General features: G+C 30.3%; 16 protein-coding genes. 5 read left to right on the plus strand and 11 right to left on the minus strand.

What is annotated here, in order from left to right; translation table 11 throughout:
• Positions 1-2: 2 nt before the first annotated feature.
• From bsdtw1_RS15870 to bsdtw1_RS15885, 4 genes are all read right to left on the minus strand, one after another.
• Complete coding sequence (locus bsdtw1_RS15870) at positions 3-2,933, minus strand: DNA topoisomerase IV subunit A (RefSeq protein ID WP_183278531.1); 2,931 nt, start codon at positions 2,931-2,933, stop codon at positions 3-5.
• 17 nt (positions 2,934-2,950) lie between these two features.
• Positions 2,951-4,903, minus strand: a complete 1,953-nt coding sequence (locus bsdtw1_RS15875; RefSeq protein ID WP_183278532.1) for a DNA gyrase/topoisomerase IV subunit B — start codon at positions 4,901-4,903, stop codon at positions 2,951-2,953.
• Between the two features lie 344 nt (positions 4,904-5,247).
• On the minus strand, positions 5,248-6,660 hold the full coding sequence (locus bsdtw1_RS15880) for a glycosyltransferase family 2 protein (RefSeq protein WP_183278533.1): 1,413 nt from the start codon (positions 6,658-6,660) through the stop codon (positions 5,248-5,250).
• 256 nt (positions 6,661-6,916) lie between these two features.
• The gene (locus bsdtw1_RS15885; protein WP_183278534.1) at positions 6,917-7,183 is read right to left on the minus strand and encodes a DUF1294 domain-containing protein; all 267 of its coding nucleotides are present in this window, start codon (positions 7,181-7,183) and stop codon (positions 6,917-6,919) included.
• A gap of 128 nt (positions 7,184-7,311) precedes the next feature.
• Here bsdtw1_RS15885 and bsdtw1_RS15890 point away from each other — a divergent pair, with 128 nt between their 5' ends.
• Complete coding sequence (locus bsdtw1_RS15890) at positions 7,312-8,637, plus strand: hypothetical protein (protein ID WP_183278535.1); 1,326 nt, start codon at positions 7,312-7,314, stop codon at positions 8,635-8,637.
• Positions 8,638-8,793: 156 nt separating this feature from the next.
• The gene (locus bsdtw1_RS15895; RefSeq protein ID WP_183278536.1) at positions 8,794-10,428 is read left to right on the plus strand and encodes a GumC domain-containing protein; all 1,635 of its coding nucleotides are present in this window, start codon (positions 8,794-8,796) and stop codon (positions 10,426-10,428) included.
• 128 nt (positions 10,429-10,556) lie between these two features.
• Here bsdtw1_RS15895 and bsdtw1_RS15900 read toward each other — a convergent pair whose 3' ends face one another.
• Positions 10,557-11,702: an aminotransferase class V-fold PLP-dependent enzyme gene (locus bsdtw1_RS15900; RefSeq protein WP_183278537.1), complete on the minus strand. Its 1,146-nt coding sequence runs from the start codon at positions 11,700-11,702 to the stop codon at positions 10,557-10,559.
• Between the two features lie 21 nt (positions 11,703-11,723).
• A complete protein-coding gene (locus tag bsdtw1_RS15905) occupies positions 11,724-11,999 on the minus strand; it encodes a putative Se/S carrier protein (RefSeq protein ID WP_183278538.1) in 276 nt (91 codons plus the stop codon).
• Between the two features lie 292 nt (positions 12,000-12,291).
• On the opposite strand from bsdtw1_RS15905, the gene bsdtw1_RS15910 reads away from it, so the two are divergent.
• Complete coding sequence (locus bsdtw1_RS15910; RefSeq protein WP_183278539.1) at positions 12,292-12,861, plus strand: hypothetical protein; 570 nt, start codon at positions 12,292-12,294, stop codon at positions 12,859-12,861.
• Positions 12,862-13,100: 239 nt separating this feature from the next.
• Here the strand turns inward: bsdtw1_RS15910 and bsdtw1_RS15915 are convergent, their stop codons facing one another.
• Positions 13,101-13,961, minus strand: a complete 861-nt coding sequence (locus bsdtw1_RS15915) for a hypothetical protein (RefSeq protein WP_183278540.1) — start codon at positions 13,959-13,961, stop codon at positions 13,101-13,103.
• Positions 13,962-14,365: 404 nt separating this feature from the next.
• Entirely contained in the window at positions 14,366-14,839 is a 474-nt protein-coding gene (gene msrA, locus bsdtw1_RS15920) for a peptide-methionine (S)-S-oxide reductase MsrA (RefSeq protein ID WP_183278541.1), read from the minus strand.
• 268 nt (positions 14,840-15,107) lie between these two features.
• Between msrA and bsdtw1_RS15925 the strand changes: the two genes are divergently transcribed.
• Positions 15,108-15,956 (plus strand): C1 family peptidase, encoded by an 849-nt coding sequence (locus bsdtw1_RS15925; RefSeq protein ID WP_183278542.1) that lies wholly within the window; start codon positions 15,108-15,110, stop codon positions 15,954-15,956.
• A 224-nt stretch (positions 15,957-16,180) separates the two neighbouring features.
• The gene (gene ytaF, locus bsdtw1_RS15930) at positions 16,181-16,828 is read left to right on the plus strand and encodes a sporulation membrane protein YtaF (RefSeq protein WP_280514171.1); all 648 of its coding nucleotides are present in this window, start codon (positions 16,181-16,183) and stop codon (positions 16,826-16,828) included.
• A 202-nt stretch (positions 16,829-17,030) separates the two neighbouring features.
• On the opposite strand, the gene bsdtw1_RS15935 is transcribed toward ytaF, so the two are convergent.
• The 3 genes from bsdtw1_RS15935 to bsdtw1_RS15945 form a co-directional block, all read right to left on the minus strand.
• The gene (locus bsdtw1_RS15935; protein ID WP_183278544.1) at positions 17,031-18,017 is read right to left on the minus strand and encodes a Gfo/Idh/MocA family protein; all 987 of its coding nucleotides are present in this window, start codon (positions 18,015-18,017) and stop codon (positions 17,031-17,033) included.
• A 109-nt stretch (positions 18,018-18,126) separates the two neighbouring features.
• A complete protein-coding gene (locus tag bsdtw1_RS15940; RefSeq protein WP_183278545.1) occupies positions 18,127-19,089 on the minus strand; it encodes a serine hydrolase in 963 nt (320 codons plus the stop codon).
• Between the two features lie 236 nt (positions 19,090-19,325).
• Positions 19,326-19,748, minus strand: a complete 423-nt coding sequence (locus tag bsdtw1_RS15945; RefSeq protein WP_183278546.1) for a DUF1722 domain-containing protein — start codon at positions 19,746-19,748, stop codon at positions 19,326-19,328.
• Positions 19,749-19,803: the final 55 nt, after the last annotated feature.

Below are 19,803 nucleotides of genomic sequence, written 5' to 3' on the forward strand. Positions count from 1 at the left end.
TCCTATTTAAGTTGTACTTCTTTAATATAATCATTTTGCAGTACAACAATTAGACAATTCCCTCTACCAGCTCTATTTTGTGTCTTAATTTCCTCTAATATAATCTCTTTTTTGTCACCACTATTTGCAACCAAAATAATTTTCTCTGCTGCAGCCATTTCCGCTGCAATTTCATTATAACTCTTGTTATTTTTACTTTCAATAACCGACCTTAAGACTGACCCAAAAACAACAGAGTCATCTTCCTTTAAACTTATCCCAGTTACTCCAGATGCAACCCTACCCATAGGTGAGACATTTTCTTCTGAGAACTTTATAACCATACCCTTTTTGGTTACCATTAGAATGTCTGAATTACCTGTGTTTTTATATACCTTCACTGCAACTACTTCATCATCATTGCTTTTTAACTTGTAGGCTACCTGGCTGCTACTATTTCCTTCAAACTCCTTCATTATGGTCTTCTTTACTAGTCCATTCTTTGTAAAGAACATTACAGACTTTTCATCATTAAAGTCTTTTTCAGAGTTCAAACTTAAGACCATTTCATCTTCACTAAATCCATCTACTAGCATTCTTATATTTATCTCATCTGAAATATTTTGTACTAAATAACTTGGAATTTTGTACATATTACCTTTTGATGTAAATATCAAAATTTGTTCGTTTGACAGTGTAGCACTCTTCATAAAGGAGTCTTTTAATGCCTTCTTATATATTTTCATATTTCCTTTTTTATTTACACCAACTATAAAATCAGCAAAATTATACTCGTCTATGTACTCTATTTTCACAACTTCGTCTTCTTGGCTTATAGGACTTAACGGAATTCCTATTATATTTCTATCAACAAGCTCTAATTCAGGTTCTTCAACTTGAAAATCTAAACCTAACTTCGTTTTCAAATGTATAAACTTAGCTTCTTTTTCAAAATCCACTAATCTTACATCTACAAGCTTTTCGTTTTCCTTTAATCTAATGGCCAAAAGTTTAGAGTATGCTGTTACGAATTTATCCATAGCAGTCTTCTTTATAACTGCCTTTGAAGTTATAAATTCAAAACATTTATTCGGCATAAAATTATCTACCGATAAAGCCATTATTATCTTTTCTTCATCTACAGATAATACCTTTATAATTTCATCAATTCTTTCTCCCTTATCCTTCCACTTGTACTCTGGTATAAGGTTACACTTAGCTTGATACATATTCCCCTTATCAGTGAAAAATAATATGTTATCCTTTGTATTAGAACTGAAACAATACTTAAGGTAATCTCCTTCTCTATATTCAATATCTTCCGGATTTGAGTTTGACCTATTATAAGATTTTAAAGGTACCCTCTTTATAAATCCATCATTTGATAATGTCACCATAACATCTTCAGCAATTATAAGTTCTTCAATGTCTATTTTCGCTTCACTATCATCTTCTATTACTGCCGTTCTTCTAGCACTAGCAAATTTATCAGTAACTTCTTTTAGCTCTTCTTTCACTACCTTCAGAAGCTCTTTTTCGTCACTTAATATTTTTCTTAAACTCTTTATAAGCTTATCTAGTTCTTTATGTTCCTTTTGGAACTCTTTTATTTCAAGACCAGTTAATCTATAAAGCATTAACTCCAATATAGCTTCAGCTTGAATTTCACTAAATCCAAATCTGTCTATTAGATTTATAGATGCATCTTTTTTAGATTTAGAAGCTCTAATTGTTTCAATTATTTGATCCATTATATCGATAGCCTTTATAAAGCCTTCCACAATATGGAATCTCTTTTCTGCAACTTCTAGCTCTCTTATAGTTCGTTTTGTAACGATATCCTTTTGATGGTTAACATAGTGACCTATTATAGTCTTTAGCCCCATTGTTTCAGGTTTTCCGTCTGCAAGAGCAACCATATTAAAGCTTATATTACACTGCAGGTCTGTCTTTTTAAATAAATATTTGAGAACTTTATCAGCAATATTTTCATCGGCATTTTTTCTTAGCTCAATTACAGCCCTTATACCAGTTCTATCAGATTCATCTCTTATATCTGTTATAGCCTCTAACGCTTTAGCATGCCTCTTATCTCCTGTCATCTCGGAAATAAGCTGAAGAAGCTTAGCCTTATTTCTTCTATACGGAAACTCAGTTATAACAATACCCAATCTTCCGTTTTCTAGTTTCTCAATACTTGTCTTAGCTCTCAGCGTAACTTTTCCTTCGCCAGTCTCATAGGCAGAAAGCATAGAATTTTTACCTATTAATATGCCTCCAGTTGGAAGGTCAGGCCCTTTTATAAAGTGCATTAGCTCTTTCGTTGTTATCTCTGGGTTTTCTATATAAGCCAAAACCCCATCTGAAACCTCTTTTAGATTATGAGGTGGAATATTTGTAGCTAAACCTACCGCTATTCCGAAAGCTCCGTTAACTAAAAGATTTGGGTATCTACTAGGTAAAACCTTAGGTTCTAATTCAGTGTCTGAATAGTTAGGAACCATCTCAACTATTCCCTTATCAATATCTCTTATCATTTCCATTGCGATAGGCGCAAGTCTCGCCTCTGTATATCTCATAGCAGCTGCACTATCACCATCAATTGATCCCCAGTTTCCATGACCATCTATCAATGGTTCTCTAGTAGTAAAATTTTGAGCCAAGATTACCATTGATTCATAAACAGATGAATCACCGTGTGGGTGGAATTTACCTAAGATATCTCCAACTATTCTTGCAGATTTATAGTATGGCTTATCAGGAAAAGCTCTTAGAAGGTAAGCTCCATAAAGAATTCTTCTATGAACTGGCTTTAATCCATCCCTTACATCTGGCAAGGCTCTATCCTTAGCCACCTCAACTGCATACGGCAAATAGTTATCAGGCATAGCCTCTTCTATAGCTATAGGAATTATATTATTATCCTTAGGAATTGCTTCATTCTTTTTCGCCATTTAAATACTCCTCCTATCTAAAACTCAGCATATTTATAAAGATACTTTTTACGAGGCTCAACAATGTCCCCCATAAGTAAAGAAACCATTTTTTCAGCCTTAGCAGCATCATCTATGTTAACCTGATAAAGTGTTCTTGTCTCTGGATTAAGTGTTGTATCCCACAACTGTTCTGGATTCATTTCTCCAAGTCCTTTATATCTCTGTATCAAAGCACCTTTTCCGATGGCTTTCTTTGCTTGGTCTAATTCCTCATCACTATAAGCATACTTAGAAACCTCGCCATTTTTTGTATTCTTATATACCTTGTACAGTGGAGGTTGTGCAAGATATAGATGTCCATTAGCTATTAATGGCCTCATATATCTATATATATATGTCATCCACAAGGTTCTAATATGATATCCATCAACATCTGCATCACTCATTATTATAATCTTGTCATATCTTAAATCTTTTTCTTTATAGTTGTCTAAAGTTCCAGTACCTATTGCAGCATTAAATATCTTTAACTCCTCACTGGCAAGTACATTTTCTAGTTTTTGCTTTTCGGTGTTCATTATCTTTCCCTTTGAAGGCATTATGGTCTGAAATCTTCTGTCTCTAGCCTGTTTAGCAGAACCACCAGCAGAATCTCCTTCCACTACTATAAATTCAGTTTGAGTATTATCCTTCAAAGTGCAAACTGCTATCTTTCCCGCAAGAGGTGCAGCACCTTTGCCTATCTTTTTCTTTTCTGCTTCATTTATTTTTCTTATTTTCTCTCTTCTAGCTGCAGCATCAAGAGCATTATTAATTACAGCTGTAGCTATTTCTTTATTATCTTCAATCCATTCAGAAAATCCAACATAAGCTAGTTCATTCATCATTGTATAAGCTTCATTATTGCCAAGCTTAGTTTTAGTTTGGCCTTCAAACATAGGATTAGATATCTTTATTCTTACAATTGCAGTCATGCCTTCTCTTAAGTCATCACCTTCGAATTCCTTATCTTTCTCTTTAACTAAACCAAGCTTTTTAGCCCATTCTTTGTAGGCTCTTGTCATTCCTGTCTTAAATCCAGTTTCATGAGTACCAGCTTCTGTTGTAGGTATATTATTTACATAACTAGCGATATACTCAGTTGATGAATCAGTAAACTGTATGCATGCCTCACCATACATATTTATACCAGCAATTTCTTTTTCACCTGAAAACAGTATTGGTTCCGGATGAATAGGTGTTTTACTCTCATTAAGATACTCTATAAAGTCTAATAGACCTCTTTCTGAATAATATTCTTTTACTACACTTTCTTCTTTTCTATCATCAATAAATTTAAGCCTTATTCCTTTATTTTGAAAAGCCAGTTCTTTTAATCTTTCATCTATTACGTCAAATTTAAAATCTGTACTAGAAAACACTTCATCATCAGGCATGAAAGTTACTTTAGTACCAGTCTTATCAGTTTCACCTATAATCTCCAGCTTAGTTACAGGTGTACCTGGCATAAGTTTTTTTAATTGCTTATCCATTGCATACTCAAATCTTTGTCTATATATCTTACCATTCTGATAAACTTCCACTTCTAGCCATTTTGACAATGCATTAACTACAGCAGCGCCAACTCCATGTAAGCCTCCAGAAGTCTTATAGTTCTTATTATTGAACTTACCACCTGTATGAAGCTCAGTATACACCATCTCTACACCAGATTTTTTCTTAATTGGATGTATCCCAGTTGGTACTCCTCTTCCATTATCAAGAACTGTTACACTTTTATCTTTATTTAATAATACAATTGCTGTATCTCCAAATCCATTTGTTATTTCATCAATAGCATTATCAAGAACTTCCCACACACAATGATGCAGCCCTTTACTACCAGTAGACCCAATATACATTCCAGGTCTTATCCTAACTGGTTCAAGTTTTTCAAGTGACGTAAGATCAGTAACATCATAACTGCTATTTAAAATTTCCTTTTCCATGATTCTCCTCCAAAGTAATTAATACCTATACAATTCACTATATACTATTCTTTCGTATCCTATCTTCCAATTCTTGAATTATTGGTACAGGATTGAATTTTCATTTGCAGCAGGCAAACATACTTATATAAATATTTCTATTCCTCATTATCAAAGTATAAATACTTTAAGAAATTATGTCAAACATTTGTTCGCATACATCTATTTCGTCTTAATATTAGTAGATATACTACATCATGTAATTGTAATTAAAATTTCAACTATTATCAAGATAATTGTAATAATATTGAAATTTTATATATCTTGAAAACAAAATACCCAATGCTTAAGCATTGGGTATCAATCTATACATCATATATTCCAATTTGTCTTACATGTTTAGTATGTGACCACTCTTTGTTGTTTTTATTCATTATTCCTTGTATTGTTATTGGTACCCAAGTTAAAGTGTATATTCCATATAAAAGGTATCTAAAAAACATCAAAGTAGCTTTCTTGCCCATAGCAATCATAATAACAGCTATGAATCCAAGCGTAAATACTATGTTCACTGATGCTATAAACGTAAAGTCCTTAGTCTTTTCCATAATTCCGATAAACCATGGCAGAACTAAAACATTTGTTGAATATAATAGCAGAGCAGCAAAAAATTTCTTTGTAAGTTTTCTATCCATTATTAATATGAAAGGAGTTAGTAGAAATTGAAACATACTAAAACTTCTCCATATCCATATACTATCTCCGGAGAACATTTGATCCATTGTAAACAACCCTATACCAAAATTACTTTGAATAACAGTAAGACAAAGTGACAATGCTACCATCAAAGTCATAAAAGGTTGAGCCACATAAAGTGCACAATCAAAAGCTACATAATCTCTATCTTTAACAGCCTTTTTTATAAGTCTAACAAAAAATCTTGAAGCTACATCTGAGAAACCTTGCATCCATCTTTTTCTCTGATTCCATGAGTCTTTTAAAGTAAGAGGTTTTTCATCAAATACTATAGCATCATGAGCCCATCCTACTTTTTCTCCATTTAGTACTAGTTTACAAGTGAACTCTAAATCTTCAGTAAGGCATGTTGCGCCCCATCCTAATTTTTTGAGTATTTCTACATCCACTGCGAATCCTGTGCCACCTATCTGATTAGATAGTCCTAGATTAGCTCTAGCTAACTGAAAGGCCCTATTTGAAGACCAAAAGGATATAGAGTAACTTTGAGTAATCCATGAATCCTCTGGGTTTTTACTGTCCAAATATCCTTGTACAACCTTGTATCCTTCACACATCTTTGAATTCATTTCTTTGATAAAATTAGGTGAAACTAAATTATCAGCATCAAATATTGCTATAGCATCATACTTCTTGTCCATTTTAAATATCTTATCAAACATCCATTCAAGTGCGTAACCTTTACCTCTTTTTTCCTTATTCATTCTTTCAAAGACCTTAGCGCCATGTTTCCTTGATATATCTGCAGTTGAGTCAGTACAATTATCTGCAATTACAAAGATATCATATAGCTCTTTTGGATAGTCTTGATGTTTTAAGCTTTCAATAAGGTTTGCAATAACCACTTCTTCGTTGTGAGCAGCAACTATCATAGCAAATTTTTTATTTGGTGTATAGTTCTTCTTCTCTTTTCGTCTGTATAGCCCAAACAAGCTTAACATTAAATAATACAAAGTTAGTGTGTAGACTACAATCTGGAATACCTTGGTAGCAGCGGTTATATAATAAACAAAATTCCCCATGTAATTCACTCCCATTTTTTATTAGTACCATGTACTGGAATTTGTATTTTATAACAATAAATATTAAAAATCTCGATTATAAATACAGTTCAAAATCCTTATATACTATATTTCAATCACAAGAAAAAATCAAGTCCATTTGCATATTAATATTTATATTTTTTCATTTTAAAGCGGTGCTGTATTTACATATAAAAAATGTAATCGTTTGTTTATTGATATTTTCATCTTTTTTTGACTTTTAAATATAAAATTCTTATTTCCCAAAAATATTTTTCCCAATAATTATTAATATTATTTGTACACAAAATAAAAATGGTAGTCCATATTTGAAATACCAATGCTTAGTTTTATGCCTAAATAAATTCATTGAGATAATTGCTCCTAAACTTCCTCCAATTATGGCAACCAAGAACAAACTCTTTTCAGAAATTCTCCACTTACCCTTTATGGCTCTTCTCTTGTCTATATACATAATTAAAAAACCTATAAGGTTTATAAATAAAAAATAATATATTATCATCTTTACTCCTCTAACATTATTTATAGTACTTATGTGCTAAATACTGCATTTATATCATAATTTTATATTGAATACAAGTTTGTATATTTTCAAACTATATATCCAAAATAATAGATTGTGGTGATTTTATGAATAATAAGTTTTTAGTTATTAATTTCAGTAATAATATTTTTTACATAAAACTTAAAAATGCATCTATAGAATTATTTAATTCTACATTTCATAGGGTACTACAACAAAATGTAGAGATGTTCGATGTAAAATATAGTACAAATTTTATTTTTATATTATTTCTAACCTTTGATTCTAAGCTAGGGTTGCTTAAATTTAATATTTCAAAATTTGATGAAGTAGAAACTCAGTGGCTTAAAACCTCAAACTATTCATATAGAAAAATTGACTTTATATCACTAGCAATTACTAAAACATCAATCCATTTTTTCTATAGATTATCTAATTTAAAAAACACTATATCATATATTTACCATGGAATTGTGTCAAATAGTTGTCAATCATATGAATTATGTAAAATTAATTCCTTAAAATATTCTTGCCCATTATATACTACGTTATTAGATGACAAATTAATTTTATTAATTTGCGAAGACTATAGCAAAAATATTTATTCACTACGAGTTATACATGACAATAACTCAACTAAAATACGATCCTTCGATATCCCTAACGCATTTACTATAAATGTTTTATCTGCTGAAAATGAAATTGTTATTTTTTACAACAAAACTATTAATAAAGATATTTTTCTTTTCCAAAAATCTATCACTTGTTTCCAAGACAAATTTCTTTTTTCTGATGAAAATAAGATTAATGTCAATGTACCTATAACAAAACCTATGCTATCTTTTTATAACAACAAATTTTATATAAATTGGTCTACTGGGCTTAACTTTTATATTACAACTTCATATGATCTCAAAAATTGGACAAGTGTCGTTGCTATTGAAAATAACAACAACAACATTGCAGCAACAATATTTAAGATATCTTCTACTTTGTCTGTGTTCAACGGCTTTATATCGGAAAAAGTCTTTGCTAAATCGCTATTTGATAACGAACTTCTAAAAAACAATGATGCTTCTAGTCCACAAACTATACCACCTTTAATTACACCAACTGCAAATACCGATAGTCAAAAAAATACATTAACAAAAAATAATGATAAATTTATTAATTACCTATTATCTACTATGAACTCCCTTAGTTCAAGTTATATAAAATTACTTTATCAAAAAAATAAGGAAATTGATATTTTAAAAAACTCTCTTGATTCAACAAATAAGCAATACGAGAAAAAGTTATCTAAATTTATCAATCTTAATATTAAAACTAGAAAATACTATGAAGACTTGATATCAAACTTATTAAATGTAATTGATGATAAAAGTAAAATTATAGACGAACTATTGAAACTTAACAGTAAGAATAATAAGTAAAACAAGTACTATCTCCATATTGTCACTGCATATTCTATATTAGTAGATTTATCATTTCGAAATGAAAATCACTTTATAATTATACCTACAGTTAGAGTAATTTAATGCTTAACTTAGTTATTATTAATATATAAGTATGGAGGATGCAATTTTATTATGTTAGCTAATAAATATAACGAATACGCCTTAGAAATAGGTAATTCTATCTGGTATTTCTATCAGAATGAATCTCAAATTTGTCTTAGAGTTTTTGATAATAATGGATTTGGTAATGAAAGAGTTATTATTGACAGTTGCAAAGCCTTACTTAGCGTTATTTTAACAAAGAACGATACTATATATATCTTTACTCAAAACCTCAATAATAGCATAATCATGCATTGCATGAATGATGAAACACTAACAAGTTCAATAATTACAAACAATCATTTATCTAACGATTACATAGAGATAATTTCACTTAATAATTATTTAAATATTATTTATTCAAAAACAACAGATAGTACAACTTTTTTATATCATAGACTTATTACATCTGATTTAAAACTTACTCCTCCACTTATGTTGGATCTAATTGATAACTCTATTCCTTACTCGTTTACATCCTGTACCGTAGGCAATAACATATATCTATGCTATAACAAAAAAATGAAAAATAGCTGTCTAGGCTTTAGAAAATATGATGCTGTAAAAAATAACTGGGAAGGTTTTAACATCTTAGATACCTCTTACCTGCCGATTGAAGACTATTCTTTTATTGTAGCTGATGGTGAAATACTATCATATTGCTATAAGGTTAATAGCCAAAAAAGAGGCCAACTTAAGTATGGGTATGGAATTCCTTCCAACTTGGTTAGAAATTCAATAAATAGCAATTCTAGATTACTAGCCTGCTCAACAGCTTTTTTTCACGGCAAATTCTTTTTTACTTCAGTGACTGATCAAATAATATCAACCAAGATTATAGACTTTTTGAAAGGAGATTCTGGTTCCAATGATATTCAGCTGGAACCAAATAATCTAATATTTAAAGTAAAATACCAGTCAAATAATCCTATAGTAGTTAATGATATATTCTTTTCAAAAAATAACAACAGTAACATGATTATTGGAAGTTCTTACTACATAGATCTTTCATTATCAGATAAAGAAAGACCTGATGTTACAACAGATCCAATTGGAGACAACTCATTGAAAATGAGTGCATTAAAATTGGTTGAATATGAAAAACAACTCTTTGAAAGACAACAGTATATAGCTACACTTGAAAATACAATTAAGGATCTGAAATATAAAACAACTCTCAATGAAGATAAGATGAAAAATTTATCAAAAGCCACCAATACAAACGATGAAGAAAATCTAAAGTTAAAGGCCAATATTGCATCTTTGTATCAAAACTTACTTAACAAAGAAACTAAAATAACCGAACTAGAAAAAAGACTTGCGGATAAACATAGCGCCTTATCCACATATAAGAATAAAATAGAAGAGCTAAATAAGGTAATATCTGATTTAGATAGTCAAGTAAATGCCAACAAAAGCAACTCTAATTTTAATGAACTACAATCTTTAAAATCCTCCCAGGCTAATCAAATAGCTACACTAACTAAAACAATCGAAACTCTAAAAGAACAGTTAACAAGTAAAGAAAAGACTTTATCATCCATTACTCAAAAGAACTTAGAACTTCTTAATCAGGTAAATAACTTGAACAGTGCTTTAGAAGAACTTAGTGCTAAGCAAAAGAGATCCTCATTTATAAAACGTATATTTAATGATGAGGATTAATTATATAGGAAATAATCTTCTTCATTTTTCAACTTTTTTATCTCATAACATGCAATTACATTTTCAACCTATAATTTAGGAGGAGTATCAAAGATTATAATCTTTGATACTCCTCCAACCTTTATATATTATATATTTTTAAGTCCATACAAATCTTTTACTGCAGACAATAATTTTTCTACGTCTTCCATTGTATTAAAATATCCAAAACTTGCTCTAACTGTACCTAAATTCTTAGTTCCTATTATATTATGAATAATAGGAGCACAGTGATATCCTGTGCGCAAGTATATATCTTTATTATTTAAAAACGCTCCTACTTCTGAGCTATCATACCCATCTACATTGAAAGAGACTACGGGACACTTCTTTTCACACTCATCTTCTCCATACATAAGAATATATGGTAGCTTTTGTAGTTCTGATGTTAGGTATAAGGCCAAATCTTGGTCATGCTTTCTTATTTCATTAAGACCTACTTTTGAAATAAAATCTATTCCAGCACCAAGTCCAACGATCCCAGGAGTATTCAAGGTACCACTCTCAAATTTGTCTGGCATAAAACTTGGTTGTTCCATTATATTTGAGTTACTTCCAGTGCCGCCTTCCTTAAAAGTATCAATTTTAACAGAATCTCCTATATAAAGTCCTCCAATTCCTTGTGGGCCATATAAACATTTATGGCCCGGAAATGCCATAATATCAATATTCATTTTTTTCACATCTATATTAAAAACGCCAGCTGTTTGCGCTGCATCTACAATAAATAAAAGATTATTTCCTTTTGCTATCTTTCCTATTTCCTCAATATTTTGAACAGTGCCCAATACATTTGAGCCATGATTTATTATCAATGCCTTAGAGTTTGTTTTTATATTTTTTTGTAATTCCTCTAAATTTATATATCCTTTTTTATCAACAGAAACAATTGAGACTTCAACTCCTATTTCTTTCAATTTTCTTAAAGGTCTATATACAGAATTATGCTCAATAGAAGTTGTTATTACATGATCCCCACTCTTTAATACCCCTTTGATCGCTATATTCAACCCTTCAGTAGTATTGCTTGTAAAAATAATATTCATAATATCATCTATATTGAATAGCTCACTTATCCTTTGTCTTGTATCAATTATTTTCATCTCACATTCCAGTGATAATTTATGTGACCCTCTTCCTGGGTTTGCACAATATCTTTTCATGCAATTTAAAACCGAATCATAAACAGCCTCCGGCTTCGGGAAAGATGTGGCGGCATTATCTATATAAACCATATTAACCTCCCTAATATTGCTTTAAATATCAAGTTCAGAGTAATAATAACGTCTTGTACTTTCGTTTAAAGTTTTTCTATATATCCCCTTAATATCAATTTTACTTTCTTTTATTTCATTTACTATGGCCTCTAAATCTTTCTCTTTAATCTCTATTGATCTAGCACAGCCTGCTGATATAGTACAAGGTGTTTGTATCATATACACATTGTATTTCTTATTTTTTAATATCTTATAGAGATTTACACTCTGACTCGCGGAAGAAAAAGCTATTATACATACATTTAAGTCTCTCATTTAATTCACCTGCTATAAAACAATTTAATATAATATATTCTACAAAAGTTAAAAATTGCACTGAAATCTAAAAATAAAGTATATAGTATTTTTTTCAGATTTTGTTCTTACTGTGTATATAAATGTACCACTTCGCCCCGAAATCTATTTTAAAAGACTCACGGCTTCTGGTGAGAGAATTTAAAAATATAAATTTCATCGCAAATTAGTACATCCATATTACATTAGTAACCAAAATACGACAAATATCATAATATATAATAGATTTGCATGAAAGGGAGGTTTTTAATTCATGGCTACACCTTTTTTAATTGAGACTCCAAGTAATTTTGCTACAATAACAGGTTCAACAAATATTACTATTCCTGTCCCTAACACTGGCGCAGGAACTCCAGTTACTATAGGAACTTTGACATTGCCTTTATCTTCTAGGAATGATGTAGTTTTTATTGAAGGTACAATTCCTTTAGTATTGTCTGTAACTTCTACTACTGCTGCTATAAACTTAGGATCTCTAGATGTAATTTTAGAAGTGTTTAGAAGCACTACTTCAACCGCTCCAATATTTAGATCCAGACAGACTATAGTTAGTGGATTAACTGTTGCTACAGGTACTTCAACAACAATATATGATGTTCTACCTTTCCAATTTGTAGATGATCCAATTCTTCCATTATGCGGAGCCGAAGCTGATTATGTGTTTAGAATGTATGTAGTTGTATCTGGACTTACTGGTAATGGTAGCGTTACAGTAACTGTTAACAGTACTACACAAGGATTATTCTACAATATAACTGCTGAAGAAAAATTAGTTGCAGGTGCATTAGGCGATCCTATAATACCTGAAACTATTACACCATAATTTTATAGGGACTGCCTCTTGGCAGCCCTTTTTTACTGTGAATAAAATATACAGTCTTTATGCCAGATAAATCAAGGTATTTAGATAACCTTACAATTTTTTAAAGGTATATAGTAAAAATATAGCCTAATAGCTAAAATTATATTGGACTTATCTCCTATATATTAGCTTTTTTAATTTTATATACAAATAGTGCCAACATATCCTGAAATATGTTGGCACTATTTATTCTATTTATTCTATAAAGTTGTTGGTGGGTCAAAATCTTCAAATGGGAATGGCAAGCTGTTAAAGAATTCACATGGATCTCCTGTAACAGGTTCACATTCTGGTATATCACAGTCTCCACTTGAACTAACTGTCATGTTAACTATTCTGTAAAGTTTAATAATTGTAAATAAACCTATAACAACATCAGCATGATATTCAATTGTTCCTGGAGCATTTTCATAAACTCCAATTACAGGTTGCTGTAATGGATTAGCAATAGCTTGAACAAGTGCGTATGGAAGGTTGCCATAGTTTACATTTACTGTTTGTGGGCTGTATAAAGTATTAGCTGTAGTAATTGTTTGTTCACTAGCTTCTCCACCGAATAGACACAAAGTCTTTGTGTAAGTTGTGAAAGCACAAATATTAGTAATTGCAGTTGGTGGTTCTCCTGTTACAGTAAGAGTAACTGGTATTGCAGTTCCAGTGGCATCAAGCAAATTGATTACATACGTAAAAGTATATACTATTGTTACGTCATAAAATCCTTCTTGTCCAAATGCGCTTGGGTTAACTGTAACTCTTATGTCAGATACTCTGAATGATCCTGGCACAATCCTAACTGTAGCTACTGAGCTATTGAAAGCAATTATCTCACCTGGAGTGATAGGTCCTCCAACTATTACACTACCATTGATACTTCCTGCTTCTCCTAATCTAGATGAACTTATTTCTATTGCTCCTGGAGGTGGTGTTAAAACTGTGCTATCAAATGGTCTCAAGCAATCTTGTTGTCTACATTTCCCGTATACTCTCTGAGCTATTATACATTCATCGCTTATTGGTGAAGGGCATGGAGCCATTCCTTTTACCTCGAAATTTTCTTGCATAACATATCCTCCTATTCCATTTTACGTTAGACACTTCAATAATATATTATGTTGCTAATATAAAAGTGTTCTTAATTACCTTGTGATATAGCACAATTTTGCTAATTTTTTTATATTTTCTTCAATTTGTTTAGATAATCAGTTAACCGTAAAAAGATTTTTGCAAATTATTAAATATTGTGAATAAATATGTCATCATTTAAGACTTTTTTATACAGTAAATTCCTACTGAATTAACCCTTGCATATAATTACTTAATCGTTCGGTATATAATATTCAATAGCACCACAATTTGCTATCCAAAATTCATAAAAATATGAAGTTTTTTATAAATTTAAAAAAATAAAGTCCACTACCAACTCTATTTTCTAGAATCGATAGTAAACTTTAAATAAGTTAGCTTATTAATCTAATTTTATGTGGCAATAACCGCCTGGGTTTTTCTTTAAATATTTTTGATGATATTCCTCTGCATCATAAAAACATTTTAGTGGCATTATTTCAGTCACAATAGGTTTATCATAATTTTCTTGCTGTTCTTGCTTACTTTGCTCAATCACTTTCAAATCATCTTTATCAATATAGTAAATTCCAGTTCTATATTGATGTCCTATATCATTTCCTTGCCTGTTAATTACTGTTGGTTCTACTATACTCCAATATTCATCTAGTAGCTGATTTAAAGATATGTTTTCTTCATCGTACTTTACATAACAAGCTTCTGCATGACCAGTAGTTCCTGTACATACTTGTTCATAAGTAGGATCATTTTTTTCTCCATTTGCATATCCAACTTTAGTTTCTTTCACACCATCTTTTCTAGACATGAATTCTTCTACGCCCCAAAAGCATCCACCTGCAAACACTATTTCTTTCATATATATAACCTCCTTATTCCTATATTTTATATAGGATTTTCTGCACAATTCTAATTTATACCCAATTCACTAAATTACAAAAACAACTTGTAGTTAATATTAGTTAATTATAATTATATTTTATCAAAATATACCTATAATACAATATTTTAATTATTTATTTATATTTTTTCGACTTTTTTCTATTTCAAATTACACTTTTCTTGCATATATGTATAAGAGAGAAATAATTACTTAAAGACTATTTCTTTACTAAGGAGGTTTTTTTATGCTACATCATAGATTAGGCTGGATTCCTGACTACAATGACATAAATGATTATACAGAGGATACCCCTGAAGTCAAAGCTATTTTAAACAACATTTATTCATCAAGTAAAAAAACTGAAGACAATCTCCCAAGTTTTATAGACCTCAGAAAATGGTGTTCACCAATAAAAAATCAAGAACTACTCAATTCTTCCACTGCTGAAGCATTAGTAAGTCTAATTGAATATTTTGAAAATAGGTTGTTCGGAAAAAACTCTGATGGTTCATCACTTTTTGTTTATAAAAATTCTAGGTCCCTTTTGGGGAACATTGGAGATACTGGTGTATCATTTCGATGCGCACTAAACTCCTTAATCCAATTTGGTATGCCTCCTGAAAGATATTATTCCATAAGCTCTGCTCAAATTGATGAAGAACCAAAGGCCTTTTGTTATGGTTTTAGAGATAAATATAAAGATTTGATTTTTTTCAAACTGGATATAAATAAGGATTCAGAGAATCTTCTCAAAAGGGTTAAAGAACTATTATATTTACAGCTTCCATGTATCTTTGGTTTTTCCGTATACGACTGCATAGACTTCGCCGAAAAATCAGGAGAGATATTATTTCCAACTATCCATAATCAACTAATTGGTGGACATTCAGTTATGGCTGTAGGTTATGATGATAAATACTGTGCAATTAATAAGTTAACTGGACATTCTAGCTCAGGAGCTTTAATAATAAGAAATTCCTGGGGCGAAAACTGGGGTGAAGATGGTTATGGTTATCTTCCTTACGAATATATATTAAAAGGATTAGCCAGTGATTTTTGGTATGTTCTAAACAAGGACTGGCTTTTTAAATAAACTTATATAACCTTATTATAGAAAAACTATGTTGTACTTGTTCGAAAATCATGTTATTTACTGATTTTCGAACATTTATAAATTCTAGGTTTGAAAAATATGAATTGGTATATGTAAATTTAAGCTTAAGTTTTGAATAATAACTTTTTCAAGAAGCCTACTTTTATTTTAATTTATACCATCCAATTTCTGTAACACATATCTATTCTCTCCAATATATTAAAATTAAGTCACAAAGGAGGGATAACATGAATTTACTTGCAATAATACTATTTGTTTTTACAAGTAGTATCGATAACTTTACTGTAGCTCTCGCCTATGGAGTAAAGAATATAAAGATAAGTTTTTTTAGTAATTTAGTCATAAGCGTAGTTTCTTCCTTAGGTACATTTATATCGATGTCTCTAGGTTTAGCTCTTGCAAATCTACTTGCTCCCCATACAGCCAATATTATCGGTAGTACTATTTTATTGCTAATTGGATTATGGTTTTTATATGATTATTATAGATCCATTAAAAACATAAAATCAATGAACCAATCAGATTCTAGTAGTAAAAGAAGTTGCATGAATCTACTGGATAATCCTGAAGTAGCTGATTTTGATCACTCTGGTACAATAGATTTAAAGGAATCCTTTTCGCTATCTGTAGCATTAGCAATTAATAATGTAGGACTTGGCATTGGTGGAAGCATAGCAGGTTTAGATATTATTAGAACCACCTTATTTACCTTTATCTTTAGTATAATTGTTATTCCAATTGGTATGTTTTTAGGTAACAAGTTCCTAGCAAAAAAATTAGGTAGTACAGCTCCATTAATTTCAGCATTAATATTAATAGCTTTAGGATTATTTGAACTTGTATTAAATTGAGAAGATAAAACCCACAAGTTTTTAACAGATAATAATATACTCCCAAATAATAAAACACCAATTTAAAACTTTTTTAAATTGATGTTTTATTATTCATTAAATTATAAATGAACCACTTCATAATTAAATTTATATTTTTAAATTCTCCTCTCAGAACCCAGAGGAGTTTTGAAAATAGATTTCGGATTGAAGTGTTTCATCTTTATTTATTATCAGCAGGGAACTTGACACCTGTTTGACTTCTTATCTCGTCTACTACCTTCATCACATTTAGAGAATGTTCGTGTGAATTAACCTTTGATTCGAATTTTCCTTCATTTATGAGGTTAATAAATTCCTCTGCCTCATAAAACATATTATCTTCTATCTGAGGTACAGTCAAAACTTCTCTTTCACCATTCCTATAAACTATTTCAATATTTTCTGGAGACCCTATCTTGTCTATAATCATTGTTCCATTCTCACCTTGTATCTCACTTGGTGAATAAGAATATGCTATCTTTGAGTGCATTACAACAGCATCCATATCATCATATTTTGCTAGCACCGAGCCTTCTCCATCTACCCCTGACTTAAGAAGATACGCAGATGCAGTTATTTGTTTTGGAATCCCAAAAAGCTTTATCATTGGGTGAATACAGTATATTCCTATATCCATGATTGATCCATTTGAGAAACTTGCATCGAAAGTATTAACTCTTGTTCCGGATTTATAAGTATCATATCTCGATGAGTACTGACAATAATTTCCTAAATATCTTCTTATTTTACCTAACTTATATATATTTTCTTCTATAACTTTAAAATTGGGTAAGAAGTGTGATTTTAAAGCTTCCATCAATACAACCTTGTTCTTTATTGCCTCTTTTATCATAACTTCCACTTCCTTTGAGTTAGAAGCAAAGGCCTTTTCACATATTACATGTTTTTTATTCTTAAGAAATATTATTGACTGTTCGTAGTGTAATGAATTAGGACTTGCTATATATACTGCATCTATAACATCACTTTGAGCCATTTCTTCTAACGACGTAAAATATGTTATTCCATCATATCTTTTACCAAATTCTTTAGCTTTCTCTAAATCACGAGAATAAACAGCTGATAGCTTAAAATCATTTACATTACTAGCCCCTTTAATAAATGCGTGAGTTATCCAACTTGTACCTATAACACCAAATCTAATCATACTTTCCTCCTAATGTGAGAATAATATTAGAGAATCCAACATTATTACAATCTAATCATATAATTGTATATTAAAACAATTGTAATATTAATAGTACAGCATTTCAACTTTATCTATTTTCATATATATATTTAGAAAGCTTTGCTATAAGTTCATCGGGATCTCCATTAGTATCCTTTGTAAATATTGTTAATATATAAGGTTCATCAGCATATATTATTCCTATATCATTTACGTAATCTTCGTAATCTCCAATCTTATGTGCAACAATTTCTTGTGGTATGTACTTATCAATCCTATCATGATAGACTGTATTTTTCATGTCATCAATAATTGTCTTGTAATACTCATTATCGTCATTATTAAAATATAACTTTTTTAGTATTTCTAAAGAATCCAAAGCTGATGATTCATTTTCCGCTCTGTTTACTGTATGCTTGACTATATTCTCAATGTAAGAGTACTTGTACTCTGCTGTTATAGTCCTTAAAAGCATATTTACAGCTATATTGTCGGAATACTTTATGGAATAGTCAATTAATGTACTTATATTTATAGGCTTTGTAAGTCTGCTGCTCCCCTGCAATATACCAGCTCCATCCTCATAATCCTGAGAAGAGTAAATAACACCTTGATCCATAGTTAATTTTTTTTCTTTTATAAGATCAACAGTAGCCATGCTAATTGGAACCTTTACAGTACTAGCAGCTTTAAATGTCTTATCTCCATTTATGCTAAATCCTAAAGACGAATTTAAATCATAATAAGCTATTCCAACTTTATCCTTATTATCTTTGATAAATTCTTCAACCTTTGCTTTAAGTTCATCCAGTTTTTTTTGTTTGTTTATTTTTATTTCCTCAGCCTCTTTTATTTCTGCTATCTTTTCATGGTCTACTTCTTTATGCTCAGCTATTAACGTATCTGTATCTTCTATAGCATTTGTATTAGAATTTGCAGCAACTGCATTTTGATTAGCCAAAACCTCAGCCTGTCCATTATTTCTATAGCCTATAAAAACTATTAAGATTATAGCTACAACCATACAGGCATACAAATATTTCTTTTTCACACCTATCAACCTCTCATATAATATTACCTTCTAATATGTAACAGTTCGTACCGAAATCTATTTTTAAAACTCTCACGGCTTCTGGTGAGAGAATTTAAAAATATAAATTTTATTACGAAGTGGTACATCCATATTAATTTATTATAGAAGGTATTTTTATAATAACTGTGAGATGAGTATGTGAAATTGTGTGCCTTTAAATAATTGTTACACAAATTTTACACATAATTATATAATCAGTCTATTAATTTACCTTGTTTATACAAATCATCTTTTGGGTTAATTTTAAAATAAAAACTATCTAGCAAATATTTTGTGTTATACTTGCTAGCTAGTTCATAAAGGAATTCTTTCACTTCTTGTAAAGTACATTCATCATTCTCGTACATTTTTAGACAACTAAAAAACCTTATCTTTTCCTGTTCATCCGCGATCTTCTTAAAATAACCCCATACATGCTGCAATGTGTTTATTACCTGTCCTTTAGATAAATCCATAAGCAATACATTGCCTAAAATTTGTCTAATCTCACTTAAGTTAACGTTCTCCCTTGAAAAATACTCACTTATTTTTTTATATTCATAGTAAGATCTTTCCATTATGCAATATTTATATTTTGCCCACAATTCTTGTGCTTCCCTTATATTGTTATTTCTCATAAAAACCTCTAACAACTTTTTAATAGTATTATAATAATTATATCAAAACTAACCA

This window comes from Clostridium fungisolvens (assembly GCF_014193895.1).
Taxonomy (GTDB): Bacteria; Bacillota; Clostridia; order Clostridiales; family Clostridiaceae; genus Clostridium_AR; species Clostridium_AR fungisolvens.